Source organism: Burkholderia pseudomultivorans, from assembly GCF_902499075.1.
GTDB classification, from domain to species: domain Bacteria; phylum Pseudomonadota; class Gammaproteobacteria; order Burkholderiales; family Burkholderiaceae; genus Burkholderia; species Burkholderia pseudomultivorans.
This window is the reverse complement of sequence record NZ_CABVPP010000015.1, coordinates 56,900-82,523: the sequence shown is the minus strand read 5'-3', so window position 1 is coordinate 82,523 and position 25,624 is coordinate 56,900. Positions and strand designations below refer to the sequence as shown.

22 protein-coding genes are annotated in these 25,624 nt (G+C 70.7%); 10 read left to right on the top strand and 12 right to left on the bottom strand.

Annotated elements, in window-relative coordinates; genetic code table 11:
* Positions 1 to 322: 322 nt before the first annotated feature.
* From BST28156_RS13140 to BST28156_RS13130, 3 genes are all read left to right on the top strand, one after another.
* Entirely contained in the window at positions 323 to 1,729 is a 1,407-nt protein-coding gene (locus BST28156_RS13140) for a selenium-binding protein SBP56-related protein (protein WP_174902380.1), read from the top strand.
* Positions 1,730 to 1,734: 5 nt separating this feature from the next.
* Positions 1,735 to 2,403 (top strand): hypothetical protein, encoded by a 669-nt coding sequence (locus BST28156_RS13135; RefSeq protein WP_374991872.1) that lies wholly within the window; start codon positions 1,735 to 1,737, stop codon positions 2,401 to 2,403.
* A 213-nt stretch (positions 2,404 to 2,616) separates the two neighbouring features.
* Complete coding sequence (locus BST28156_RS13130) at positions 2,617 to 3,123, top strand: flavin reductase family protein (RefSeq protein ID WP_009688848.1); 507 nt, start codon at positions 2,617 to 2,619, stop codon at positions 3,121 to 3,123.
* Here BST28156_RS13130 and BST28156_RS13125 read toward each other — a convergent pair.
* Positions 3,110 to 3,610 (bottom strand): Lrp/AsnC family transcriptional regulator, encoded by a 501-nt coding sequence (locus tag BST28156_RS13125; protein ID WP_006477992.1) that lies wholly within the window; start codon positions 3,608 to 3,610, stop codon positions 3,110 to 3,112. The genes BST28156_RS13130 and BST28156_RS13125 overlap by 14 nt on opposite strands.
* 130 nt (positions 3,611 to 3,740) lie before the next feature.
* Here BST28156_RS13125 and kynB point away from each other — a divergent pair, with 130 nt between their 5' ends.
* The 3 genes from kynB (at position 3,741) to kynA (ending at position 6,667) form a co-directional block, all read left to right on the top strand.
* Entirely contained in the window at positions 3,741 to 4,382 is a 642-nt protein-coding gene (gene kynB, locus BST28156_RS13120; protein WP_060245197.1) for an arylformamidase, read from the top strand.
* A gap of 25 nt (positions 4,383 to 4,407) precedes the next feature.
* Complete coding sequence (kynU, locus tag BST28156_RS13115) at positions 4,408 to 5,661, top strand: kynureninase (protein WP_437341287.1); 1,254 nt, start codon at positions 4,408 to 4,410, stop codon at positions 5,659 to 5,661.
* 82 nt (positions 5,662 to 5,743) lie between these two features.
* Entirely contained in the window at positions 5,744 to 6,667 is a 924-nt protein-coding gene (kynA, locus tag BST28156_RS13110; protein ID WP_174902398.1) for a tryptophan 2,3-dioxygenase, read from the top strand.
* An 80-nt stretch (positions 6,668 to 6,747) separates the two neighbouring features.
* Here the strand turns inward: kynA and BST28156_RS13105 are convergent, their stop codons facing one another.
* The 4 genes from BST28156_RS13105 to mdlC all read right to left on the bottom strand — a co-directional run bounded on the left by BST28156_RS13105 (position 6,748) and on the right by mdlC (position 12,430).
* Positions 6,748 to 8,145: an MFS transporter gene (locus BST28156_RS13105; protein ID WP_060245229.1), complete on the bottom strand. Its 1,398-nt coding sequence runs from the start codon at positions 8,143 to 8,145 to the stop codon at positions 6,748 to 6,750.
* Positions 8,146 to 8,395: 250 nt separating this feature from the next.
* Entirely contained in the window at positions 8,396 to 9,328 is a 933-nt protein-coding gene (locus tag BST28156_RS13100) for a ketopantoate reductase family protein (protein WP_174902378.1), read from the bottom strand.
* A 13-nt stretch (positions 9,329 to 9,341) separates the two neighbouring features.
* Positions 9,342 to 10,793, bottom strand: a complete 1,452-nt coding sequence (locus BST28156_RS13095) for an aldehyde dehydrogenase (RefSeq protein ID WP_060245200.1) — start codon at positions 10,791 to 10,793, stop codon at positions 9,342 to 9,344.
* A gap of 29 nt (positions 10,794 to 10,822) precedes the next feature.
* Positions 10,823 to 12,430, bottom strand: coding sequence for a benzoylformate decarboxylase (gene mdlC, locus BST28156_RS13090; protein ID WP_174902377.1), 1,608 nt, complete (start codon positions 12,428 to 12,430; stop codon positions 10,823 to 10,825).
* 98 nt (positions 12,431 to 12,528) lie between these two features.
* On the opposite strand from mdlC, the gene BST28156_RS13085 reads away from it, so the two are divergent.
* From BST28156_RS13085 to BST28156_RS13070, 4 genes are all read left to right on the top strand, one after another.
* On the top strand, positions 12,529 to 13,440 hold the full coding sequence (locus BST28156_RS13085) for a LysR family transcriptional regulator (RefSeq protein WP_060245202.1): 912 nt from the start codon (positions 12,529 to 12,531) through the stop codon (positions 13,438 to 13,440).
* A 456-nt stretch (positions 13,441 to 13,896) separates the two neighbouring features.
* Positions 13,897 to 15,291, top strand: a complete 1,395-nt coding sequence (dalD, locus tag BST28156_RS13080; RefSeq protein WP_060245203.1) for a D-arabinitol 4-dehydrogenase — start codon at positions 13,897 to 13,899, stop codon at positions 15,289 to 15,291.
* A 99-nt stretch (positions 15,292 to 15,390) separates the two neighbouring features.
* Complete coding sequence (xylB, locus tag BST28156_RS13075; RefSeq protein ID WP_174902376.1) at positions 15,391 to 16,872, top strand: xylulokinase; 1,482 nt, start codon at positions 15,391 to 15,393, stop codon at positions 16,870 to 16,872.
* A 101-nt stretch (positions 16,873 to 16,973) separates the two neighbouring features.
* The gene (locus BST28156_RS13070; protein ID WP_174902375.1) at positions 16,974 to 17,927 is read left to right on the top strand and encodes a sugar-binding transcriptional regulator; all 954 of its coding nucleotides are present in this window, start codon (positions 16,974 to 16,976) and stop codon (positions 17,925 to 17,927) included.
* A gap of 184 nt (positions 17,928 to 18,111) precedes the next feature.
* Here BST28156_RS13070 and BST28156_RS13065 read toward each other — a convergent pair whose 3' ends face one another.
* From BST28156_RS13065 to BST28156_RS13035, 7 genes are all read right to left on the bottom strand, one after another.
* The gene (locus BST28156_RS13065) at positions 18,112 to 19,221 is read right to left on the bottom strand and encodes an ABC transporter ATP-binding protein (protein ID WP_174902374.1); all 1,110 of its coding nucleotides are present in this window, start codon (positions 19,219 to 19,221) and stop codon (positions 18,112 to 18,114) included.
* Positions 19,222 to 19,275: 54 nt separating this feature from the next.
* Positions 19,276 to 19,980: an HAD family hydrolase gene (locus tag BST28156_RS13060; RefSeq protein ID WP_174902373.1), complete on the bottom strand. Its 705-nt coding sequence runs from the start codon at positions 19,978 to 19,980 to the stop codon at positions 19,276 to 19,278.
* The gene (locus BST28156_RS13055; RefSeq protein WP_060245207.1) at positions 19,977 to 20,828 is read right to left on the bottom strand and encodes a carbohydrate ABC transporter permease; all 852 of its coding nucleotides are present in this window, start codon (positions 20,826 to 20,828) and stop codon (positions 19,977 to 19,979) included. The genes BST28156_RS13060 and BST28156_RS13055 overlap by 4 nt, the downstream gene beginning before the upstream one ends.
* Positions 20,825 to 21,772 (bottom strand): carbohydrate ABC transporter permease, encoded by a 948-nt coding sequence (locus tag BST28156_RS13050; protein ID WP_174902372.1) that lies wholly within the window; start codon positions 21,770 to 21,772, stop codon positions 20,825 to 20,827. The genes BST28156_RS13055 and BST28156_RS13050 overlap by 4 nt, the downstream gene beginning before the upstream one ends.
* Positions 21,773 to 21,863: 91 nt before the next feature.
* Entirely contained in the window at positions 21,864 to 23,189 is a 1,326-nt protein-coding gene (locus BST28156_RS13045; protein ID WP_060245209.1) for an ABC transporter substrate-binding protein, read from the bottom strand.
* 57 nt (positions 23,190 to 23,246) lie between these two features.
* Complete coding sequence (locus tag BST28156_RS13040) at positions 23,247 to 24,587, bottom strand: D-tagatose-bisphosphate aldolase, class II, non-catalytic subunit (protein ID WP_174902371.1); 1,341 nt, start codon at positions 24,585 to 24,587, stop codon at positions 23,247 to 23,249.
* Positions 24,575 to 25,531 (bottom strand): sugar kinase, encoded by a 957-nt coding sequence (locus BST28156_RS13035; RefSeq protein ID WP_174902397.1) that lies wholly within the window; start codon positions 25,529 to 25,531, stop codon positions 24,575 to 24,577. Before BST28156_RS13035 ends, BST28156_RS13040 begins: the two co-directional genes overlap by 13 nt.
* Positions 25,532 to 25,624: the final 93 nt, after the last annotated feature.

Below are 25,624 nucleotides of genomic sequence, written 5' to 3'. Positions count from 1 at the left end.
GCGCGCACCCCGCCGGTCGCGCGCGGCGATAGTCCGACACGGTTCCTTCCTGCGGCCGCCGCCGGTGCCGCGCACGCCCCGCCGCGCGTTTCTCGACTACACTTAGGCACGCCCGTCGCCGCCGATCGTGCGGCCGGGCGCCGCGTCCGATGCATGCCCGCCCCCGATGCCACCCACATCCGCCGGAACATCGATATGCATGCCTTAGCAGATTTCGTCCGCATCGCGGGGCCGGCCGATCGTCGCCTCGTCTGCGTCGCGCGCCCCGTTCCATCCGTTGACCGCGCGATCCCGAATCCGGCACAACCGAGAGGGTTTTTCCATGAACCTGCGGCCTGACCCGACGTTCCACGCTTCGCCCGAACTGGCGATGCAAGCCCCGGCGGAGACATTCGCCTATACGTTGTTGCTGAGCCCCGATTTTTCCAGACCCGACGCGCTGGCCGTGATCGACGTAAAGCCCGGCTCGCCGGGCTACGGAAAGATCGTGCACACGGTAACGATGCCGAACACCGGCGACGAGTTCCACCACTTCGGCTGGAACGCGTGTTCATCGGCGCTTTCGCCGCTGACGGGCCACGCGTTTCTCGAGCGCCGCTTCCTGATCATCCCGGGCCTGCGCTCGTCGCGCGTGTACGTGATCGACACGAAGCCGCATCCGACCCAGGCGCGCATCCACAAGATCGTCGAGCCCGACGAGATCTTCCGCAAGACCGGCTATTCGCGTCCGCACACCGTGCACTGCGGCCCGGAGGGCATCTACGTGAGCACGCTCGGCGGCGCAGGCAAGGACGGCACCGACGGCGCGCCCGGCATCTTCATCATGGACTGCGAGAGCTTCGACGTGCTCGGCCGCTGGGAGATCGATCGCGGCCCGCAGGACAAGCACTACGACTTCTGGTGGAACCTGCCGCGCGACTACATGGTGTCGAGCGAATGGGCGCTGCCGCCGCAGTTCGAGAACGGCATCGTGCCCGAGGACCTGCTCGCGAACAAATACGGGCACCGGCTGCATTTCTGGGACCTGCGCGCACGGCGCAACGTGCAGACGATCGATCTCGGCGCGCATCATCAGATGGCGCTCGAGGTGCGGCCCGCGCACGATCCGGTGCGCGAATACGGGTTCGTCGGCGTGGTGGTCGATACAACCACGCTCGAAGGCTCGATCTGGACCTGGTGGCGCGAGGGCGGCGAATTCCATGTGAAGAAAACCGCGACGATCCCGCCCGAACCGGCCGCGGCCGACGAACTGCCGCCGCTGCTAAAAGCGTTCGGCGCGGTGCCGCCGCTCGTGACCGACATCGACCTGTCGCTCGACGATCGCTTCCTGTACGTGTCGTGCTGGGGCACCGGCGAGATGCGCCAGTACGACGTGTCGGATCCGCATCGTCCGGTGCTCGCCGGCTCGGTCCGCATCGGCGGCATCGTGCGCCGCACGCCGCATTCGAACGGCCGCGCGTTCGCGGGCGGCCCGCAGATGGTCGAGATCAGCCGCGACGGGCGCCGCGTGTACTGGACCAACTCGCTCTACTCGACGTGGGACGACCAGTTCTATCCGGACGGCGTGCCGGCCGCGCAGGTGCTCGCGCACGCGGGGCCCGACGGCGGGCTGACGCTCGCCGACGATTTCTGGGTCGACTTCCCCGACGGCTATCGCGCGCACCAGATCCGGCTCGAAGGCGGCGACTGCTCGACCGACTCGTTCTGCTATCCGTCGGTCGGACGTTGAGCGGCATCCTGCAGACGCCGGCCGTGCCGCAGTTCGCACTGTGGGCGGCCGTGCTCGCGAGCGGCGTCTATCACGGGCTCAACCCGGCGATGGGCTGGCCGCTCGCGGTGTCGAACGCGCTGATGACGCGCCGCGGCGGCGCGCTGGTCGCGGCGCTCGGCTATCTCGCACTCGGGCATGCGCTCGCGGTGTTCGCGGTGATGCTGCCGTTCGGGCTGCTCGCCGCGCTGCTCGCGTGGCAGTCGGCGATACGGATCGGCGCGAGCGCGCTCGTGATCGGCTTCGGCGCGCTGCTGCTGATCCGCCGCCGGCATCCGCGCGCGCTCGCGCGGATCGCGCCGGCGCGGCTCGGGCTGTGGTCGTTCGCGGTCGCGATCGCGCATGGCGCGGGACTGATGCTGGTGCCGATCTACCTCGGGCTGTGCGGGCTCGACGCCGACGCCGGCCATCGCGCCGCGGCCGCGCTCGTCGATGCGCATCTCGGCATGGCGCTCGTCGTCGCGGCCGCGCACGCGAGCGCGATGATCGCGGCCGGCGGTGCGCTCGCGTGGCTCGTGTACCGGTACCTCGGGCTGAAGTTCGTGTCGCGGAGCTGGTTCAACCTCGACACGGTGTGGGCGTCGAGCCTGATCCTGACGGGCGCGCTGTCGCTCGGCCTTGCTGCGGCGCGATAGCGCGGCAGGCACGCGCCGACCGACCGCCCCGCTGTGTTCGCTACGTCACGCTGACGCCGCGCAGCGCCGCCGGCGGCGGGCCCGCCGGCCTCGATTCCGCTAAAATCGGGCCATGCGCATTCCATTCCAACCGACCGCCTTGTCGCCTTTCGTCCGCCGCGCGCGCTGCCGCCGCGCGTCGCGCCCGCCCGTTTCGTCCCGGATCGCCGCCCGATGAGCCATGCCACTCCGCCGGACTTCGATTCGGCCGCTTTCCGCCAGGCGCTCGGCCAGTTCGCGACCGGCGTGACGGTGATCACGACGCGCGCGCCGTCCGGGCAATTGATCGGCATCACCGCGAGCTCGTTCAACTCGGTGTCGCTCGATCCGCCGCTGGTGCTGTGGAGCCTCGCGCACCGGTCGGCGTCGACGCCGGTGTTTCGCAACAACAGCCACTACGTGGTGAACGTGCTCGCCGCGTCGCAGCTCGACCTGTGCAAGCGCTTCTCGAGCTATAAGGGCGACCGCTTCGAAGGCATCGCGCACGCGGCCGGCAACTCCGGGATGCCGGTGCTCGACGGCGCGCTCGCGTGGTTCGAGTGCCACAACCGCAGCCGCTACGACGAAGGCGACCACGTGATCTTCGTCGGCGAAGTGGAGCGCTGCGGCGTGCGCATGCCGAACGCCGCGCCGCCGCTGGTGTTCCACGGCGGCGGCTTCCACGGCCTCACACCGCTTTGATCGCCCCGGTGCGCGCCAGCCCGACCGGCGCGCCCGCCTCGTCCTTCAGCGTCTGCAGCACGATGTTCGAACGGATGTCCATCACACCCGGCGCCTTGTAGAGGCGGTTCAGCACGAAATCCGAATAGTGCTTGAGGTTGTGCGCGAGCACGCGCAGCAGGTAGTGGCTTTCGCCGGTGACGACGAACGCGCCGACCACTTCCGGCCATTCGCGCAGCGCTTCCGCGAACCGCTCGTGCCACTGGTTTTCCTCGTTGCGCATCGACACCTGCACGAACGCCTCGAGCTCGAAGCCGAGCTTCTCGCGGCTCAGGCACGCGCGATAGTGCTCGATCACGCCCTGCTCCTCGAGCAGGCGCATGCGGCGCAGGCAGGCGGATGGCGAAAGCGAGATCCGTTCCGCCAGGTCGAGATTGCTGATTCGGCCCTCCTCCTGCAATACCGCGAGAATCCGGCAGTCGGTGGCGTCGAGCGTGATCGCGTGCATTTTTGGTCCCCCTTTTCCCTCTGATTCGAATTATCTGCCAATCCGGCGGATTGTCCATGTCTATTTCGCAAGCACTTTCTGCGAGCGTCCGCCTATCATTCGAAGGATCGATTCACCGATCCGTCATGTCATGGACACACTCTGGGATATCTCCCCATCCGTCAGCCCGGCCACGCCCGTGTGGCCGGGCGACACGCCGGTTTCCGTCGAGCGCGTGTGGCGCATGGAAGCCGGCTCGCCCGTCAACGTCGCGCGGCTCACGCTGTCGCCGCACACGGGCGCGCACTGCGACGCACCGCTGCACTACGACGCCGACGGCGCGCCGATCGGCGCCGTGCCGCTCGATACCTATCTCGGTCCGTGCCGCGTGATCCACTGCATCGGCGCATCGCCGGTCGTGCGGCCGGCCGACGTCGCGACCGCGCTCGCCGGCGTGCCGCCGCGCGTGCTGCTGCGCACCTATGCGCGGGCGCGTGTCGAGCAATGGGACAGCGCGTTCTGCGCGGTCGCGCCGGAGACTGTCGACCTGCTTGCCGCGCACGGCGTGAAGCTGATCGGCATCGACACGCCGTCGCTCGATCCGCAGGAATCGAAGACGATGGATGCGCATCACCGCGTGCGCGCGCACCGGATGGCGATCCTCGAAGGCATCGTGCTCGACGACGTGCCGCCCGGCGACTACGAACTGATCGCGCTGCCGCTGAAATTCTCGACGCTCGATGCGAGCCCCGTGCGCGCGGTGCTGCGCACGCTGCCCGCCCGCGCCGCCTGACCACTCCGACTCACGCCCCCACATCATGATCAAGACCCGTGAAGACGCGCTCGCGCTCGACCGCGACGACCCGCTCGCCCCGCTGCGCGACCAGTTCGCGCTGCCCGACGGCGTAATTTATCTGGACGGCAACTCGCTCGGCGCGCAGCCGCGCGCATCGGCCGCCCGCGCGCAGCAGGTGATCGGCGCCGAATGGGGCGAAGGCCTGATCCGCAGCTGGAATACGGCCGGCTGGTTCGCGCTGCCGCGCCGCCTCGGCGACAAGCTCGCGACGCTGATCGGCGGCGCGCCCGGCGAAACCGTCGTGACCGACACGATCTCGATCAACCTGTTCAAGCTGCTGTCGGCGATGCTGCGCCACCAGGCCGAACGCGCGCCCGAGCGCCGCGTGATCGTATCGGAACGCTCGAACTTCCCGACCGACCTGTATATCGCGCAAGGGCTGATCGAACAGCTCGGCGGCGGCTACGAACTGCGCCTGATCGACGATCCGGCCGACCTGCCCGCCGCGCTCGGCACGGACACCGCGGTCGCGATGATCACGCACGTGAACTACCGCACCGGCTACATGCACGACATGCCGGCCGTCACGCAGCTCGCGCACGACGCGGGCGCGCTGATGCTGTGGGATCTCGCGCACTCGGCCGGCGCGGTGCCGGTCGACCTGAACGGCGCGCGCGCGGACGGTGCGGTCGGCTGCACCTACAAGTACCTGAACGGCGGCCCCGGTTCGCCCGCATTCGTGTGGGTGCCGCAGCGCCACCATGCGCATTTCTCGCAGCCGCTGTCCGGCTGGTGGGGCCACCGCGCGCCGTTCGCGATGCAGCCGGGCTTCGCGCCCGATCCGGGCATCGCGCGTTTCCTGTGCGGCACGCAGCCGATCGTGTCGATGTCGATGGTCGAATGCGGGCTCGACGTGTTCCTGCAGACCGACATGCACGCGATCCGCCGCAAGTCGCTCGCGCTGACCGACGCGTTCGTCGCGCTGGTCGAGGCGCGCTGCGCGGGCCGCTCGCTGAAGCTTGTCACGCCGCGTGCGCATCACCAGCGCGGCTCGCAGGCGAGCTTCGAGCATCCGCACGGCTACGAAGTGATGCAGGCGCTGATCGCGCGCGGCGTGATCGGCGACTACCGCGAGCCGTACGTGCTGCGCTTCGGCTTCACGCCGCTCTATACGCGCTTCGTCGACGTGTGGGACGCGGTCGAGACGCTGCGCGAGATCCTCGACACCGACGCGTGGAAGGCGCCCGAGTTCGCCGAGCGCGGCGCGGTGACCTGATCGCCGGCTGCCGCCGGCGCGCGAGCAGCGCGCGCCGCGCCCCCGTCATTCAATCCTGGAGACAGTCGTGAATTCTGGTCATATGCAGCCGCCCGGCAACGACGCGCCGGCGGGCTGCCCGTTCTCGGGCGCACGCGCGCAAGGTACGCACGAAGCGCCGCACGTGCCGGGCGACGTCGGCGAGCAAGCCGGCTGGCACAACGCGCAGCTCGATTTCTCGAAGTCGATGAGCTACGGCGACTACCTGTCGCTGAACGCGATCCTGAATGCGCAGCACCCGCTGTCGCCCGATCACAACGAGATGCTGTTCATCATCCAGCATCAGACCAGCGAGCTGTGGATGAAGCTCGCGCTGTTCGAGCTGCGCGGCGCGCTCGACGCGGTGCGCGGCGATGCGCTGCCGCCCGCGTTCAAGATGCTCGCGCGCGTGTCGCGCATCCTCGAGCAGCTCGTGCAGGCGTGGAACGTGCTGTCGACGATGACGCCGTCCGAGTATTCGGCGATGCGGCCGTATCTGGGCCAGTCGTCGGGCTTCCAGTCGTACCAGTACCGGCAGCTCGAATTCCTGCTCGGCAACAAGAACGCGCAGATGCTGCAGCCGCACGCGCACCGCCCCGACATCCTCGAACAGGTGCGCGCGACGCTCGACGCGCCGTCGTTCTACGACGAAGTCGTGCGCCTGCTCGCGCGGCGCGGCTTCCCGATCGCGCCGTCGCGGCTCGAGCGCGACTGGACGCAGCCGACGCAGCACGACGAAACCGTCGAGGCCGCGTGGCTCGAGGTGTACCGGCATCCGCAACAGCACTGGGAACTATACGAGATGGCCGAGGAACTCGTCGATCTCGAGGACGCGTTCCGCCAGTGGCGCTTCCGGCACGTGACGACCGTCGAGCGCATCATCGGCTTCAAGCAGGGGACCGGCGGCACGAGCGGCGCGCCCTATCTGCGCAAGATGCTCGACGTCGTGCTGTTCCCCGAGCTCTGGCACGTACGCACCACGCTGTAACGCGCGAAGCCGCCGCCGGGCGGCACCCGGCGGCATCCGGCAGGCGGCGCGAATACGCAACGCACGCGCGACGCCCGCCGTCACGACGACGTGCGGACCAGCTCCTCCCGCTCGCGCGGCCGCGCCGGCTCGCGCGACAGCTTCGGGATATGCCGCCGCACGACCAGCAGCGCGACGCAGACGATGCCCATCGCGACGGCCAGCATCGTCAGATAGGCGGTCGCGCCGCCCGTCGTGATCACGAACGCGCCCGCGAACGCGCTGAGGATCGCACCGAGCCGGCCGAACGCGAGCGCGCTCGCGGTGCCGGTCGCGCGCACCGCCGTCGGGTAGATGTACGCGCAAAGCGCATACATCGTCGACTGGACCGCGTTGACGAACAGGCCGTGCGCGCCGAGCCCGACGATCAGCCAGCTCGTATGGCTGCCCGCATCGACGCCCATCAGCCACGCCGCGCTCGCCGCGCCGCCGATGCTGCACAGCACGAGCGGCCAGCGCGAGCCGACGCGCGCGATCGTCCATGCGCACAGCAGCGCGCCGATCACGCCGCCGAGGTTGTACGCGGTGAGCCCCGCGCCGGCGACCGACACGCTCAGCCCGCTCGCGGCGAGCATCGTCGGCAGCCAGCTGAATGCCGCATACACGGCCAGCAGGCACATGAAGAACGCGCACCACAGCGCGATCGTGTCGCGCGCCTGGCCGCCCGCGAACAGCGAGCGGAACCCGCCGCTGCCGCCGTGCGCATGCGCATCCCTCAGGTCGGTGAACACGGTGCCCGGCACGACCGGACGCTTCATGCGCGCCAGCAGCGCGCCGAGTTCGGCCCAGCGTGCGGGGCGCCGCGCGAGGTAGCGCGGCGATTCCGGCAGCGCCGCCGCCAGCACGAAGCCGAGCACCAGCGGCAGCGCGCCGCCTGCGAAGAACAGCATGCGCCAGCCGTGGCGCGGCAGCACCTCGTGTGCGAACAGCCCGGCCAGCATGCCGCCGAGCGGCACGCAGACGATCGTCGCGGTGACCATCATCGTGCGGCGCCGGGCAGGCGTGTATTCGGCGGTCATCGTGGTCGCGGTCGGCAGTGCGCCGCCGATGCCGAGGCCGGCGACGAAGCGCAGCGCGGCGATCGTCTCGACGTTGTGCGCGAGCCCGATCGCGCAGGTCGCCGCGCCGAACAGGAACACGCTGCCGAGCACCGCGCCGCGCCGGCCGAAACGGTCGGCGACGAGCCCCGCGCAGGCGCTGCCGATTCCCATCCCGATCAGCCCGGCCGCGACCGCCGGCGCGAACGCGCCGCGCGTGATGCCCCATTCCTTGATCAGCACCGGAATCGCGAAGCCGATCAACTGGCCGTCGAAGCCGTCGAGCACGATCGACAGCGCGGCCAGCAGCACCACGCATTTCTGCATCGTCGTAAATGGACCGTCGTCGAGCGTCGCGCCGATGTCGACGGCCGGCGCGGTGGAGTCGTCGCGCGTGCTCATGCGTGCCTCCATCCCGCGCGCGGCGGAACCGTGCGCATGCCGTGCGCAGCAAAACTGCGGCAATCGAGTGCTTTCATCCTGTCTCCTTCCGATGCTTCCCGATCGGCCCGGGCCGGCGCTGCCGCGCCGGTCCGGACCCCGTGCCCCGCACGCCAGCCTCGTGCAGGGCGAGATGACGATCCGGCGCCGTGGCCATGCCCGGCGCTCTTGTGTCTCGTCGCGCGGCGCAAGCCGGCCGCCGGCGTGACGCTCAGCCCGCTTGCGCGTCGATCAGACGCACCAGGCCCAGCATCGTTTCGGTATGCGGGACCGCCAGCCCGACCTCGCGTGCGGCGGCGACCACCTTGCCGCTGATCGCGTCGATCTCGGTGCGACGGCCCGCGAGCACGTCCTGCAGCATCGACGGGCGATGGCCGCGATGTTCGCGGATCGCATGTTCGACGTTGCGTGCGATGCGCGCGGCGTCGACCGCGATGCCCTTCGCCCGCGCGACGGCGGCCGTCTCGGCGACGATCGCCTGCGCGAGGCGCGGCCCGTCGTGATGCTCGCCGAGCTGGTCGACCGTGCAGCGCGTCACCGCGCACAGCGTGTTGAGCGCCGCGTTGAACGCGACCTTCTCCCAGATCGCGGCCCACACGTCCGCATCGAGCGTGCAGGCGAGCCCCGCGCGCGACAGCGCGTCGGCCACCGCCGCCGCGAACGGGCTCGCCGCGCCGTCGGCCGTCATCATGCGGATCGTGCCCGCGCCGTGCGAGTGCACGTGCGCAGGCCCGGCCAGATCGGCCGGCCACGTCGTGACGCCGACCAGAATCCGCTCGAGCGGCACGAACGCGTTCAGCGTCTCGACATTGCCGAGCCCGTTCTGCAGCGTCAGCACATGCGTGTGCGGCGTCAGCAGCGCGCGCACGCCGTCCAGCGCACTGCGCGTGTGCAGCGACTTCGTGAAGACGATCAGCAGCTCGAACGGTGTGCCGGCCGACGCATTCGCGGCGTCGGGCCGCAGCGCCTGCAACGTATCGATACGGCGCTCGCCGCGATCGTCGTCGATGCGCAGCCCGTCGCGGCGAATCGCATCGAGATGCGCGTCGTTGACGTCGATCAGCGTGACCTCCTCGCCGCTTTCCGCGAGCAGCCCGCCGAACAGCGAGCCCATCGCGCCCGCGCCCAGAATTGCGATCCTCATCGTCGACGGCCTCTCAGAACGGATAGTGGCGCGGCGCGGTCTGCACGGTGATCCAGCGCAGGTCCGTGAACGCCGCGATGCCGGCCTTGCCGCCGAAATGGCCGAAGCCGCTGTCCTTCACGCCGCCGAACGGCATCTGCGCCTCGTCGTGCACGGTCGGGCCGTTCACGTGACAGATGCCCGACTCGATGCGCGCGGCGACGCGCAGCGCACGCGCGACGTCGCGGCTGAACACGGCCGACGACAGGCCGAACGCGTTGTCGTTCGCGCAGCGGATCGCCGCCTCCTCGCCGTCGACGCGCACGATGCCCTTCACCGGACCGAACGATTCCTCCGCATAGATCCGCATCGCGGGCGTCACGTGGTCGAGCAGCGTCGCCGGGAACAGCGTGCTGTCGGCCTTGCCGCCGCACAGCAGCGTCGCGCCGTGCGCGAGCGCATCGTCGATCAGCGCGTTGCAGCGTTCGACGGCCTTCGCATCGATCAGCGAACCGAGCACGACCGGCCCGCGGCGCGGATCGCCGAGCGGCAGCGACGCGGCCTTGTCGGCGAGCTTCGCGGCAAACGCATCGGCGATCGACGCATCCACGACGATCCGCTCGGTCGACATGCAGATCTGCCCGGAATTCGCGAACGCGCCGAACGCGGCGGCCGCGACCGCGGCATCGAGCTCCGCATCGTCGAGCACGACGAGCGGCGCCTTGCCGCCGAGTTCCAGCACCGACGGCTTCAGATGGCGCGCACACGCTTCGGCGACGATCCGGCCGACCCGCGTCGACCCGGTGAAGTTCACGCGGCGCACGGCCGGATGCGCGATCAGCGCTTCGACGACGGCGCCCGCATCGTCGGGCGCGTTCGTCACGAAGTTGACGACGCCCGGCGGCAGCCCGGCGTCCTGCAGCGCCTCGACGATCAGCCCGTGCGTGACCGGGCACAGCTCCGAGCCCTTCAGCACGACCGTATTGCCGCACGCGAGCGGCAGCGCAAGCGCGCGCGTGCCGAGGATCACCGGCGCGTTCCACGGCGCGATGCCGAGCACGACGCCGGCCGGCTGGCGCACGCCCATCGCGAGCGAGCCCGGCACGTCGGACGGAATCAGTTCGCCGCCGACCTGGGTGGTCAGGGACGCGGCCTCGACGAGCCCGCTCACCGCGAGCTGCACATTGAATTCCGCCCACAGCGCCGACGCGCCCGTCTCGGCCGCCATCGCCGCGACGAACCGCTCGCGCTTCGCGTCGAGTGCGTCGGCCGCCTTCAGCAGCAGCGCGCGCCGCGCGCCGGGGCCGAGCGCGGCCCATTCGGGAAACGCGCGGGCGGCCGCATCGGCCGCCGCACGCGCATCGTCGACGGTGCATGCGGGCGCTTCGGACGCGATCTCGCCGTCGAGCGGGTTGCGGCGCGCGAAGATCGCGCCGTCGGACGATTGGCGGCGTTCGCCGCCGATCAGCATCGATACGGTTTGCATGGTTTCTCCGGAAAGACGCGCGGCGCGCATCAGGCAATTTCGACTTCGACGACGACCGGCGCAGTCGCACGCAGCGCGTCGGCCAGCGTGTCGCGCAGGCGCGCCGGATCGCCGACGCGCACGCCGCGGCAGCCGAGCCCGACCGCGAGCGCGACGAAGTCGAGATCGGGCAGATCGGTGCCCTGCACCGGATCGTCGGGCCCGAAGCCGAAGACCGGCGCGAAATCCTGCAGCGCCGCGTAGCGGCGGTTGTTCAGGATCACGAATGTGATCGGCAACCTCAGCTGCGCGGCGCTCCACAGCGCCTGGATCGAATACAGGCTGGACCCGTCGCCGATCAGCCCGATCACGCGCCGCCCCGGCTGCGCGAGCGCGACGCCGACGGCGGCCGGCATCCCGTAGCCGAGCCCGCCGCTGTCCATCGTGTAGAACGTGCCGCTGCGCGTGAACGGCAGGTGGTCCTGCATCACCGGCCGCGCGCTCGGCGCTTCCTCGACGACGATGTCGTGCGCATCGCGCAGGTCGGCAAGCGTCTGCAGCGCAAACGCGGCCGACATGCGCTCGCCGGCAGCCGGCGGCGCGACGCGCTCGCGCGACGCGCGCGCAGCCGGCATCGGCCGCTCGGCCGGCGCGGGGCGCGCGAGCAGGTCGCGCGCGGCGAGCTTCAGGTTGCCGACGACCGCGTCGCCCTGCGGCGTCCATGCGGCCGTGCCCGGATCGTCGACGAGCTGCACGAGCGTCGCGCCGGGCGGCACGTGCGGGCCGAAACCCTCGATGTGGTAAGTGAATGCGGGCGCGCCGAACGCGAACACGAGGTCGTGCCCGTCGAGCCGCGCGACGATCTTCTCGCGAATCGCCGGCAGGAAGCCGGCGAACAGCGGATGGTCTTCCGGAAAGCTGCAGCGCCCCGACATCGGCGCGACGTACACGCGTGCGCGATGCCGCTCGGCGAGCTGCACGGCTTCGTCCCACGCGCCCGCGCGATCGACCGCCGCGCCGACGACGAACGCCGGACGCCGCGCGGCGTCGAGCGCGTCGCCGAGCCGCGCGAGCGCGTCGGGGTCGGGCCGCACGACACGGCTCACATCGCGCGCCGGCAGCAGTTCGGCCGGCTGGTCCCAGTCGTCGACCGGGATCGACACGAACACGGGCCCGCGCGGCTCCTGCATCGCGATCCGGTAGGCGCGCGCGATCGCGGCCGGCACGTCCTGCGCGCGCGCCGGCTCGATGCTCCATTTCACATACGGCTTCGGCAGTTCGGTGGCCTGCGCGGCGCCGAGGAACGGATCGAACGGCAGGATCGCGCGCGCCTGCTGCCCGGCGGTGACGATCAGCGGCGTGCGGTTCTTGTACGCGGTGAAGAGATTGCCCATCGCGTTGCCGACGCCGGCCGCCGAATGGAGATTGACGACCGCCGCATTGCCCGACGCCTGCGCGTAGCCGTCGGCCATGCCGACCACGACGGCCTCCTGCAGCCCGAGCACGTAGCGGAAATCGGACGGGAAATCGCGGAACATCGGCAGCTCGGTCGAGCCGGGATTGCCGAACACGCGATCGATGCCGAACTGGCGCAGCAGGTCGATCACCGCGTCGCGGACGGTGACGGGCGCGGCGGACGGGGTTGGGTGGCCGGACATGCTCGGCGTCTCCTTGAAGGCTAATCGGTTTCCACAGTATCGAAGCGCAAGCCATTCTCGGATACTGTATTTTCTGCAAAAACCCATACCGCTCCAGCATGACTTTCGATCTCCGCCAGCTGCGCGCCTTCACGACGATCGTCGCGTGCGGCAGCCTCGGCCGCGCGGCCGACGCGCTGCACGTGACGCAGCCGGCGCTGAGCCGGATCCTGAAGCGCCTCGAGGACCAGGTCGGCGCGCCGCTGTTCGAGCGCCATTCGAAGGGCGTGCAGCTCACCGCGTTCGGCGAGGCGCTGCTGCCGCACGCGACGCTGCTGCAGCACGAGGCCGAGCACGCGCGCGAGGAACTCGACGCGATGCGCGGCCTCGCGAAGGGCACGATCAAGGTCGGCACGGTGGGCAGCATCGCGAGCCTCGTGCTGCCCGTTGCGGTCGGCCGCGTGCTCGACCGCTGGCCGAACCTGCGCGTCGAGATCATCGAAGGCGTGTGGGACCGGCTCGCCGAAGGGCTGTGCAAGCACGAGATCGATCTCGCGCTGTCCGCGCACGGGCCCGACACCGACGAAATCGTCGCGATTCCCGAATGCCGCTGGACCGATCGCAGCCATATCGTTGCCGCACCGCACCATCCGCTGCGCGCGCTCGGCCGCGCGCCGACGCTCGTCGACACGCTGCACGCGCGCTGGGCGATCCCGCCGCGCGGCACCGCGCCGTTCGACCACCTGCGCGCGACCTTCGAAGCGCACGGGCTGCCGCTGCCCGACATCGCGGTCGAGACGCGCTCGGTCACGACGCTGAAGAGCCTCGTCGCGCATGCGGGCTTCCTGTGCTGGATGGCCGAGCCGATGTACGGCGCCGAGCAGCGCGCCGGCACGATCGACACGCTGCCGGTGCGCGAAGTCGTCGCGCAGCGCACGCTCACCGCGTTCCGCCGCCGGCACGGCATCCTGCCGGGCCCGGCCGGCAAGCTGCTGGAGGAACTCGTCGCGTTGACGCGCGAGGCACGCTGACGCGCCGCCCCTCCCTTTCGTCGCGGTTCCGGCGCGGCGGCCGGCTCATCGGCCGCGTGCGCGTCCGCCGCGGCGCACCATCGAAATGCCGTTTCCCCGCCTTGACTTTCACTCGCCCCGATACGATCATTCGCTCACATAAAGAGCAAATGATCGTATCGACGAAGCGGGCATCGAAGCATCGCGGATGCGCGCGAGCGTCGATCCGGCATCGGAGCCGGCGCGAGCGTCGAAGGGTGGCGCGGCGCGCGCTCACGCATGGAACCCGGCCGGCGCCGACGCGCCCGCGTCGACCGGCCGCGCAACACCGGCTCCGGGAAAGCGCCGAAGCGCCGCCCGGAGCCGGCCGCAAAGCATGGGGCCCGGTAAGCGCCGAAGCGCCAACCGGAGCCGACCGCAAAGCATGGGGCTCCGGTAAGCGCTGAAGCGCCAACCGGGGCCGACAGGAGACACCGGATGATCGAATCGCCTTCCGCCCGCACGCCCGTGCTGCTGCACATCGGCGCGGGTTCGTTCCACCGCGCGCACCAGGCGTGGTACCTGCATCGCGTGAACGCGGCCGTGCCGCCCGACGAACGCTGGTCGCTGACCGTCGGCAACATCCGCGACGACATGCGCGCGACGATGGACGCGCTCGCCGCGCAGCACGGTGCCTACACGCTCGAAACCGTCACGCCGCAAGGCGAGCGCGCGTACGAGACGATCCGCGCGATCACGCGCGTGCTGCCCTGGTCGATCGACCTCGCCGCGCTGATCGACGCGGGCGCCGATCCCGCGTGCCGGATCGTGTCGTTCACCGTCACCGAAGGCGGCTACTACCTCGACGAACACAACCGGCTCGACGTCGCGAATCCCGATCTCGCGGCCGACCTGCAGGGCGCGCGCACCACGCTGTACGGCGCGCTCGCGGCGCTGCTCGCCGAGCGCATGCGGCGCCGCGCGGGTCCGCTCACGCTGCAGAGCTGCGACAACCTGCGCAACAACGGCGCGCGCTTTCGCGCCGGGATGCGCGAATTCCTCGAACGGCGCGGCCAGGCCGACCTGCTCGCGTGGTTCGACGCGCAGGTCGCCACGCCCAGCGCGATGGTCGACCGGATCACGCCGCGCCCGACCGCCGACGTGCGCGAGCGCGTGCGCGCGGCCACCGGCGTCGACGACGCATGCCCGGTGATGGGCGAATCGTTCATCCAGTGGGTGATCGAGGACCGCTTCGCGGCCGGCCGGCCGAAGTGGGAGCTGGCCGGCGCGGAACTCGTCGACGACGTGCATCCGTACGAGGAAGCGAAGATCCGCATCCTCAACGCGACGCACAGCTGCATCGCGTGGGCCGGCACGCTCGCGGGCCACACGTATATCCACGAAGGCACCCACGACGCGGCGATCCGCCGCTTCGCGCACGACTACGTGACGCAGGACGTGATCCCGTGCCTCACGCCGAGCCCGCTCGATCTCGCGCGCTACCGCGACGTCGTGCTCGAACGCTTCGGCAACCCGTACGTGCTCGACACGAACCAGCGCGTCGCGGCCGACGGCTTCTCGAAGATTCCCGGCTTCATCGCGCCGACGCTCGTCGAATCGTTCGCGCGCGGCGCGGCGCCGGTCGCGACCGCGGTGCTGCCCGCGCTGTTCCTGCGCTTCCTCGAACGCTGGGCGCGCGGCGCGCTGCCGTACGCGTATCAGGACGGCGTGATGGACGAAGACGCCGCGCACGCGATCGTCGCGGCGCCCGACCCCGTCGTCGCGCTCTGCGCGAGCCGCGCGCTGTGGGGCTCGCTCGCCGGCAACGCGGCGCTGTTCGAGGCGCTGCGCGCCGGGCTCGCGCGCGTCGACGCGTGGCTCGCACAGCACTGACGCGCTCCGGAGCCGGCCCGCGTCCGGGCGAACCTGCGTTGGCAGGCGCCCGGCCGTGCGGCTAAAGTAGCAGCTCCTCACTGACGGAACGGATCGCTCATGTATCTCGGCATCGACCTCGGCACCTCGGAAGTGAAGGTGCTGCTGCTCGCCTCGGACGGCACGGTCGTCGGCACCGCGGGCACGCCGTTCACCGTGTCGCGCCCGCATCCGCGCTGGGCCGAACAGCATCCGGAAGACTGGTGGCAAGGCACGCTCGCCGCGCTCGCGGCGCTGCGCGAACGGCATCCGCATGCGTTCGCGCGGGTGCGCGGAATCGGCCTGTCCGGCCAGATGCACGGCGCGGTGCTGCTCGGCCGCGACGATCGCGTGCTGCGTCCGGCGATCCTGTGGAACGACATGCGCAGTGCGGACGAATGCGCGCTGCTCACCGAACGCGCGCCCGACCTCCATGCGCTTGCCGGCAATCTCGCGATGCCGGGCTTCACCGCGCCGAAGCTGCTGTGGGTCGCCCGTCACGAACCCGACGTGTTCGCGGCCACCGCATGCGTGCTGATGCCGAAGGACTATCTGCGCTTCCGGCTGACCGGCGCGAAAGTGTCCGACCCGTCCGACGCGGCCGGCACGCTGTGGCTCGACGTCGCGCGACGCGACTGGTCCGACGCGCTGCTCGCCGCGTGCGACATGACGCGCGCGCAGATGCCGCGCATCGTCGAGGGCAACGCACCGTCCGGCACGCTGCGTGCGGACGTCGCGCGCGCGCTCGGCCTGTCGGAAGCCGTCGTGGTCGCGGGCGGCGGCGGCGACAACGCGACGAGCGCGCTCGGCATCGGCGCGATCCACGCGGGCGACGGCTTCGTGTCGCTCGGCACGTCGGGCGTGCTGAGCGTGGTCGGCGACCGCTTCACGCCGAATCCGGCCTCGGCCGTGCACGCGTTCTGCCACGCGATTCCCGATCGCTGGCAACTGATGAGCGTCGTGCTGTCGGCCGCGAGTTGCCTGCGCTGGGTCTGCAAGCTGACCGGCACCGACGAGCCCGCGCTGCTCGCCGAAGTCGAGGCGCTCGACGCCGACGCGCTTGCGACGGCGCCGCTGTTCCTGCCTTACCTGTCCGGCGAGCGTACGCCGCACAACGATCCGTACGCGCAGGGCGTGTTCTTCGGCATGACGCATGCGACCGAGCGCGCGCATCTCGGCTACGCGGTGCTCGAGGGCGTGACGCTCGGCCTCGCCGACGGCCTCGACGCGCTGCATGCGGCCGGCGTCGCCACCGACCGGCTGTCGCTGATCGGCGGCGGCGCGCGCAGCGCGTTCTGGGCGCAGCTGATCGCCGACGCGCTGAACGTGCGCACGCGCCAGCACGGCGGCGGCGAGACCGGCGCGGCGCTCGGCGCGGCGCGGCTCGGCTGGCTGGCGGTCGGCGGCGATCCGCACGCAGTGCTGACCAAGCCGCCGGTGCGCGCCGAATACGCACCCGACGCCGCGCGCCACGCGACGCTGCGCGAGCGGCTCGACGCGTTCCGCGCGCTGTACCGTCACGTGCGTCCGCTTTACGAACCGTCGCGCGCGCGGCTCGCGTAGCCGCCGCGCCCGCCGGGCGCACGCGCGGCAGGCGGCAGGCATGCGGTACAGTGGATGCCGTTGCGCCGCCCGCCGGCCCCGATCCGAACCGAAACGCTATCGTGTCCAAGTCCTCAGAAAAACTCGATCTCGCCACGCGCGCCGCGTGGCTCTACTACGTCGCGGGCGACACGCAGAACGAAATCGCCGAGAAGCTGCAGGTGTCGCGCCCGGTCGCGCAGCGCCTGGTCGCCTTCGCGGTCGAGAAGAACCTGATCCGCGTGCGCGTCGACCATCAGCTCGCCGACTGCCTCGATCTCGGCGCGCAGCTGTCGAAGCGCTACGGCCTCGCGATGTGCGAAGTCGTGCCGGTCGACGCCGACACGCCCGACGCGATCGACCGCAAGCTCGCGGTCGCGGGCGCGCAGGTGATGGAGCGCTACCTGAGCGAGACGCGGCCGATGGTGATCGCGGTGAGCAGCGGCCGGACGCTGAAGGCCGCGGTCGCGCAGATCGCGCAGATCGACCGGCCGCAGCACCGGCTCGTGTCGATGGTCGGCGCGATCGCGGCCGACGGCTCGTCGAACCGCTACGACGTCGCGCAATACATCTCCGAGAAAACCGGCGGCAAGCACTTCCTGCTGCCCGCGCCGCTGTTCGCCGACAGCGGCGCCGAGCGCGCGCAGTGGTGCAATCACCGGCTGTACCGGATCGTCGACGCGCTGTCGGGCAAGGCCGACGTCGCGTTCGTCGGGATCGGCAACATCGGCCCGCACTGCCCGCTGTACGAGGACGGCTTCATCACCGAGCAGGAACGCGACGAGATGACCGCGCGCGGCGCGGTCGCCGAGCTGCTCGGCGTGCCGATCGACGCACAGGGCAGGCTGGTCGACGTGTCGACCAGCGCACGCGTGACCAGCGTGTCGCTCGCGACGCCGCCGAAGCGCCCGACGATCGCGTTCGCCGGCGGCCCGAAAAAGCGCGACGCGGTGATCGCCGCGCTGCGCGGCGGCTGGCTGTCGGGGCTCGTGACCGACGAGACCTGCGCGCGCGCGGCGCTCGACGCGACGGCCTGACGCAGCCGTCGCACGACCGTCTCGTCGAAGTCGTCGACGCAGGCTTCGACGCGGTGCTCGAAGCGCACGTCGCGAGCCGCACGCCGTTCTACCTGCTATGGCCGTCAGGCCGCCATCCGACGCCGACGCTGCGCGCGCGTCGACCACCTGGGCGAGCATCTGCACCTATGACGCGCGCCGCGCGTCACGCCGCCTTCGCATGCACGCCGAGCCGCCGGAACGCGTGGCCCTGCTCGTCGAACAGATGGCAGTGCGCGGCGTCCGCATGCACGCGCAGCGCCTCGCCGGTGCGATAGGTGTCGAGCGGCGGAATCCGCGCGATCAGCCCGTCCGGCGCGACGGCCGCTTCCGCATACAGATACGCGGCATCGCCGAGCGACTCGACGGCCATCGTCTTCGCCGCGACGCCACCGCCCGCCGCGCCGACCAGCAGATGCTCGGGCCGCACGCCGACCGTCACCGATGCGCCGCGCTGCAGCCCGGCCGCCTCCACCGCGACGCGCTGCGTGTCGCCGCTGTCGAAGCGCACCAGCACGCCGGCCGCATCCGCCGACTCGACCGTGCCCTTCAGGAAGTTCATCTTCGGCGAGCCGATGAAACCCGCGACGAACTGGTTCGCGGGCGCGTGGTACAGCTCGTTCGGCGTGCCGACCTGCTGCACCGCGCCGCCGGACAGCACGACGATCTTGTCGGCGAGCGTCATCGCCTCGACCTGGTCGTGCGTCACGTAGATCATCGTCGTCTTCAGCTCGTCGTGCAGCCGCGCGAATTCGAGCCGCATCTTCACGCGCAGCGCCGCGTCGAGGTTCGACAGCGGCTCGTCGAACAGGAACACCTTCGGCTTGCGCGTGATCGCGCGGCCGATCGCAACGCGCTGCCGCTGGCCGCCCGACAGCTGCTTCGGCTTGCGGTCGAGCAGATGGTCGATATGCAGGATCTTCGCGGCGTTCTTCACGGCCTGGTCGATCTCGGGCTTCTTCGCGCCTGCGAGCTTCAACCCGAACGCCATGTTGTCGTACAGCGTCATGTGCGGATACAGCGCATACGACTGGAACACCATTGCGATGCCGCGCTTCGCGCTCGGCACGTCGTTGACCTTCGCGCCGTCGATCAGCAGGTCGCCGCTCGAAATGTCCTCGAGCCCGGCGATCATCCGCATCAGCGTGGATTTGCCGCAGCCGCTCGGGCCGACGAACACGACGAATTCGCCGTTGGCGATGTCGAGGTTCACGTTGCGCAGCACTTCGTTGTCGTCGTAGCGCTTCGCGATATTGCGCAGGAGCACGCTTGCCATGATCTGTCTCCGTTCGTTCGTGATGCGCCGCCTGCGGGCGACGCGTGATCGTTGCTAATGCGGCAGCACCGCGCCCGTCGCCTGCCAGCGCGCGACGTAGCCGGGCAGCTCGTGCATGTCGTCGAATACGTGGCGCGCGCCGATGCCGCGCAGCGCGTCGATCTGCGCGGCCGCCGCATGCCCGCCGCCGACGAAGCCGAGCACGGTCATGCCGGCCGCGGCCGCCGCGGTGATGCCGGTCGCGCTGTCCTCGACGACGAGGCACTGCGCGGGCGCGACGCCGAGCGCGTGCGCGGCCGCGAGATACACGTCGGGCGCAGGCTTCGGCCGCGCGACGGCGTCCGCGCAGAACAGCCGGTCGCCGAAGAAGCGCGCGAGGCCCGTGCGCGCGAGCGCCGATTCGACGTACGCGCGATAGCTGTTGCTCGCGCAGGCCTTGGTCAGGTCGATCGCCGCGAGCGCCGCGTCGATGCCGTCGACCATCGGTGCATGCACGGCCGCCGCTTCGACCGCGCGACGGATCGCGTCGACGTCGGCGGCGCTCAGCGTGCGGCCGACCGCCTCGCTCGCGCCGGCCAGCACGCGCTCGATGCGCAGCCCGAGCAGCGGCATCACGGCCGGCCGCGCATCGACGCCCGGCCAGCGCGCCTCGAGCTCGCGCACGAGCACGTCGGCGGCGACGGCCTCGCTGTCGATCAGCACGCCGTCGCAGTCGCAGATCAACGCGGCTGCGCCTTCGCCCGTCGCACCGGCGCTCATTTGACGGCCCCGAACGTGAGCCCGCGCACCAGCTGCTTCTGCGACAGCCAGCCGACGATCAGGATCGGCGCGACCGCGAGCAGCGACGCGGCGGACAGCTTCGCCCAGAACAGCCCTTCGGGGCTCGAGTACGACGCGATGAACACCGTCAGCGGCGCGGCGTTCGAGCTCGACAGGTTGATGCTCCAGAACGCCTCGTTCCACGACAGGATCACCAGCAGCAGCGCGGTCGACGCAAGCCCCGGCAGCGCCATCGGCATCAGCAGGTAGACGATCTCCTGCCACGTCGACGCGCCGTCGATGCGCCCCGCTTCGAGGATGTCCTTCGGGATCTCGTTGAAGTACGTGAAGGTCATCCACACCGCGATCGGCAGGTTGATCAGCGTATAGACGATCACCAGGCCCGACACGGTATCGAGCAGCCCCGCGTTCTTCCACAGCAGGTAGATCGGCACCAGCACGCCGACCGACGGCATCATCTTGGTCGACAGCATCCACAGCAGCACCTTCTGCGTGCGGTGGTTCGGGAAGAACGCCATCGCGTAGGCCGCCGGCACCGCGAACAGCAGGCAGATCACCGTGACGCCCGCCGAGATCAGCACCGAGTTCCACGCGAACGCGAAGTAGTTGCTGCGCGCGAACACCTCGCGGAAGCTGTCGAGCGTCGGCATGAAGAACAGCGTCGACGCGTACGCCTGCTGCTCGGTCTTGAACGCGGTGATCGCCATCCAGAAGATCGGGAAGAACAGCAGCAGCGCGATCAGCCACGCGAGCGTGCCCGGCAGCGCACGCCGCACGAGGTCGAACACGGCGGGCGCGCGGCGGTTTTGGAAAGTCAGGTCGCTCATTTCTCGTACTCCCCCTTCAGGTTGCGCGCGAGCATCCGCACCAGGAAGAACGACACGACGTTCGCGACCACCACGGCGATGATCCCGCCCGCGGACGCGAGGCCGACGTCGAACTGCTGCAGGCCGAGCGCATAGATCAGGTACGACAGGTTGGTGGTCGCGTCGCCGGGGCCGCCGCCGGTCGTCGTGTAGATCTCCGCGAAGATCGACAGCAGGAAGATCGTCTCCATCATCACGACCACCGCGATCGCGCGCTTCAGGTGCGGCAGCGTGATGTAGAAGAACATCGCGAGCGGGCCGGCGCCGTCGATGCGCGCGGCTTCCTTCTGCTCCTGGTCGAGCGACTGGATCGCCGTGAACAGGATCAGGAACGCGAACGGCAGCCACTGCCACGCGACGATCATGATCACCGCGGTGAGCGGATAGTCGGCGAACCAGTCGATCGGCGTCATGCCGAGCGCGCGCATCGCGTTCGCGACGAGCCCGTACACCGGGTGCAGGATCATGTTCTTCCAGATCAGCGCGGACACCGTCGGCATCACGAAGAACGGCGCGATCGCGAGCAGCCGCGCGATGCCCTGCCCGTAGAACTTGCGGTCGAACAGCACGGCCATCAGCACGCCGCCGATCACCGTGATCGCGAGCACCGCGCCGATCAGCACCAGCGTGTGCCAGATCGCCGGCAGGAACGACGGATCGGTCGCGAGGAAGCGGTAGTTGTCGAGCCCGGCGAAACCCTTCACGTCGGGGTTCAGCAGGTTGTAGCGCGAGAACGAATACCAGATCGTCATCGCGAGCGGAATCGACATCCACAGCAGCAGCACCGCGACGGACGGCGAGACCAGCCAGCTCGCGCCGCCGCGCGCGCGGCGCGGCGTGCCCGGCGGCGACGACGCGTCGCCGACCGACGACGCATGGCTCAGGGGAAGACGTAAATGACGCATGATCGGAGTCCCTCCGGTTGACGCGCGGGCGCGAACGGCGCGCCCGCGTTGCCGCTTCGGCGGCGCGCCGTGCACGACGGCGCAGTCCGCGTTACTTCTGGTAGCCGGCCTGCCGCACCGCGCGATCGGCGGCGGCCTGTCCGGCGGCGAGCGCCTGGTCGACCGTCATCTGCCCCGCGACCGCACCCGCGATCGCCTGGCCGACTACCGTGCCGAACGACTGGAATTCGGGAATCCCGACGTACTGCACGCCCGTGTACGGCACCTTCTTCAGCGACGGATCGTTCGGGTCGGCCGTCTCGATCGCCTTCAGCACGAAGTCCGAGAACGGCGCGGCGGCCTTGTACTCCGGCCGCTGATAGGTCGACGTGCGCGTGCCCGGCGGCACCGACGCCCAGCCCTCGTCCTTGCCGACCATCTCGATGTACTGCTTCGAGGTCGCCCACGCGATGAACTTGCGCGCGGCGTCCTGCTGCTTCGACGTCTTCGGGATCGCGAGCGCCCATGCCCACAGCCAGTGCGAGCCTTTCGGCGTGACGGCGACCGGCGCGGCCGCGAAGCCGATCTTGTCGGCCACCTGCGACTGCTGCTTGTTATAGAGCATCCCGGCCGCGACCGTCGCGTCGATCCACATCGCGCACTTGCCCGACGCGGTCAGCGTCAGGTTCTCGTTGAAGCCGTTCGAGCTCGCTCCCGGCGGCCCGTCCTTCTTCAGCAGGTTCACGTAGAACGTGATCGCCTTCTTCCATTCCGGCGACGTGAGCTGCGCATGCCACTTCTCGTCGAACCAGCGGCCGCCGAACGTGTTCACGACCGTCGACACGTACGCCATGTTCTCGCCCCAGCCGGCCTTGCCGCGCAGGCAGATCCCGTAGGTGCCCTTCGACTTGTCGGTGAGCTTGTCCGCGAATTCGGCGATCTGGTCGTAGGTCGGCTGGTCGGGCATCTTCAGCCCCTTCGCCGCGAACAAGTCCTTGCGGTAGAACGTCATCGAACTCTCGACGTAGAACGGCAGCGCGTAGAGCTGGCCGTTGTACGACAGGCTGTCGCGCGCCGTCTTCACGATGTCGTTCAGGTCGTAGTCGGCCGGCAGCCCGGCGATCGGCGCAAGCCAGCCGCGCTTGCCCCACTGCGGCGTCTCGTAGGTGCCGATCGCCATCACGTCGAACTGGCCGCTGCCGGTCGTGATGTCGGTCGTCGCGCGCTGGCGCAGCACGTTCTCCTCGAGGATCACCCAGTTCAGCTTGATGTCGGGGTTCGCCTTCTCGAACGCCGGCGACAGCTTCTTCAGCTCGATCATGTCGGGGTTGTTCAGCGTCGCGATCGTCAGCGTGCCCGCGCTCGCGGCGCCGGCAGCCGTCGCGAGCGCGGCCGCGGCGAAGCGGCGGGCGGCGGCGGCAAGCATCGTTCGTTGCATGGCATGTCTCCTGTGATTGTTAGGGTCGTCGGTGTTGCGGGGTTTCGTTTCCGGCCGTCAAGCCGGCCGCTGCATTCCGCACGCGCGCGCGTAGTGCGCGATCACGTCGCGTATCCGGTGGCGCACCCACGCGCGCGGCTCGTGCGCGAGCCCGCCCGTGCGGCACGCCGCGTAGACGTCCGGCAGCCACTGCGCGACGAGCGTCTCGGGCACCGGCTGCCGCGCGAGATTGCCGAACAGCCGCTCGACCGCGGCCGCGACTGCCGGCTGCAGCCAGTAGTAGCGGATCCGGTCGCTGTAGCTGAACTGGCGCGCGAGCCGCTGCGCGGTCTCGTCGCCACGGTAGTAGGGCGCCCAGTGCTCGGGCTGCGCGCGCATCGCTTCGTCGACGACGTCGCGCAGCCGCGAGCGCCCGGCCGCGTCGTCGATCAGCGCGTCCTCGATGAAGGTCAGCGCGAACAGCGCCTCGCGCAGCGCGAAGGTCAGCGCCGGGCCGACCTTCAGGATCGCGAAGTGGTCGCGCACGAGCGCGGCGAGCGCGCCTTCGGTCTGGTAGTCGGTCGAGTGCGCCTCGAACACGAGGCGCGGCGTGCGCAGGATGCTCGCGCCGAGCGACGCGGCCTTCGCGCTGTCGTAGTCGAGCACGTGGCGATCGTCGAAGTCGACGCCGGGCTGCGCGACGATCGCGACGACGCGCGTCCACGCGTCGTCGAGCCCGGCCGCCGCGAACGCGGCGCGATGCGCGTCGAGCGTCGCCGCGATGCTGTCGCTGCGCGTGACCGCGATCTGCGCGATCGCGTCGCCGCCGGATTCGCCGCCCGGCGTCGGCACCTCGGTGCCGATCACGTAGACGGGCGCGACGCCGGCGCGCGACGCCGCCGCTTCGGCTGCACGGCACAGCTCGGCCGCGCGCGCGGCGATCGTGCGATCGTCGAGCGGCGCCGGATCGTCCGCGCAGGCCATGCTCGCGTCGAGGTGGATCTTTTCGAACCCGGCTTCGACATACGCGGCGACCATCGCGCAGGCCTCGCGCATCGCGTCGGCCGCGCGGCGGTGTCGCCACGGGTTCGGGCCGAGATGGTCGCCGCCGAGCACGAGCGCCGACGGCGCGAGCCCGCAGCGCGCGGCGATCGCGTCGACGTCGCGGCGGAAATCGGCGGGCGTCATGCCCGTATAGCCGCCGAGATGGTTCACCTGGTTGCAGGTCGCCTCGATCAGCAGCGGCGAGCCGTCCGCGCGCGCCGCTTCGCATGCGGCCTCCAGCACCAGCCGGTGCGCGCTGCAGACCGCATAGATGCCGCGCTGCGCGTCGGCCCGGTTCGCGTCGAAGATCATCCGCAGCACGGCCTGCGCATGCGCGCCGTGCACGCGCTCGGCGACGGTCGTCAGGCCGGACATGCGACACCTCGTTCGGTCAGGAAACGGTCGATTTCGGCGGCGCTGCTGTTGCCCTCCATCGGGCCGCGCCGCGTGACGGCGATCGCGCCGGCCGCATTCGCGCGGCGCAGCGCGACGTCGATCGGCGCGCCGGCGACGAGGCTCGCGACCAGCGTGCCGCCGAAGCAGTCGCCGGCGCCGGTCGGATCGACCTCGTCGACCGGCCAGGCCGGCGCGTCGACGCGGCTCGCGCGATCGAACGCGACGCTGCCGGCCGCGCCGCGCTTGAGCACCACGCGTTCGAGCAGCGGATGCGTCGCGAGCAGGCCGGCGATCGCGCGCTCGGCCGGCTGCGGCCCGCAGAAGAACGGCAGGTCGGCATCGCTCGGCAGGAACAGGTGGCAGGCCGCGAGCATCTCGTCGAGCGCCGCGCGCATCGGACGGAAGCTCAGCATTTCGCGGCGCACGTTCGGGTCGAACGAGATCTTCGCGCCGACGCGCGCCGCCTCGATCACGCCGCGCTGCACGGCAGCGATCGCCGATTCGCTGGTCAGCGACGAACCCATCACGTGGAAATAGCGGCAGCCGTCGAACATCGACGCGTCGACGTCGGACGCATCGACGCAGGCGGCCGCGCTCGTTGCGAGACTGAACACGAAGCTGCGCGAACCGTCGTCGCGGTAGGCGACGAAGGCGGTGCCGGTCGGGCGGTCGACGCGGCGGATCCGCGCGACGTCGACGCCGTCGCGTTCGAGCCGCGCGACGATCGCATCGCCGAACGCGTCGCGGCCGACGCAGCCCGCATATGCGACGCGCGCGCCGAGCCGCGCGGCCTGGTCCGCGAAGATCGCGGGCGCACCGCTCGGAAACGGCCCCGCGAACAAGCCCGGCGCATCGAAGCCCTGGCCGCGCTCGGCGGCGACGAATTCGGCCAGCAGTTCGCCGGCGACCACGATCTCGGCCATCATGCGAGCCCTCGTTCGACGCGCGCCGCATCGTGCGACGCGCGGGCTGTCGACCGGCAAACGGGGATCGCGCATGCGGTGGCGCAGACGGAC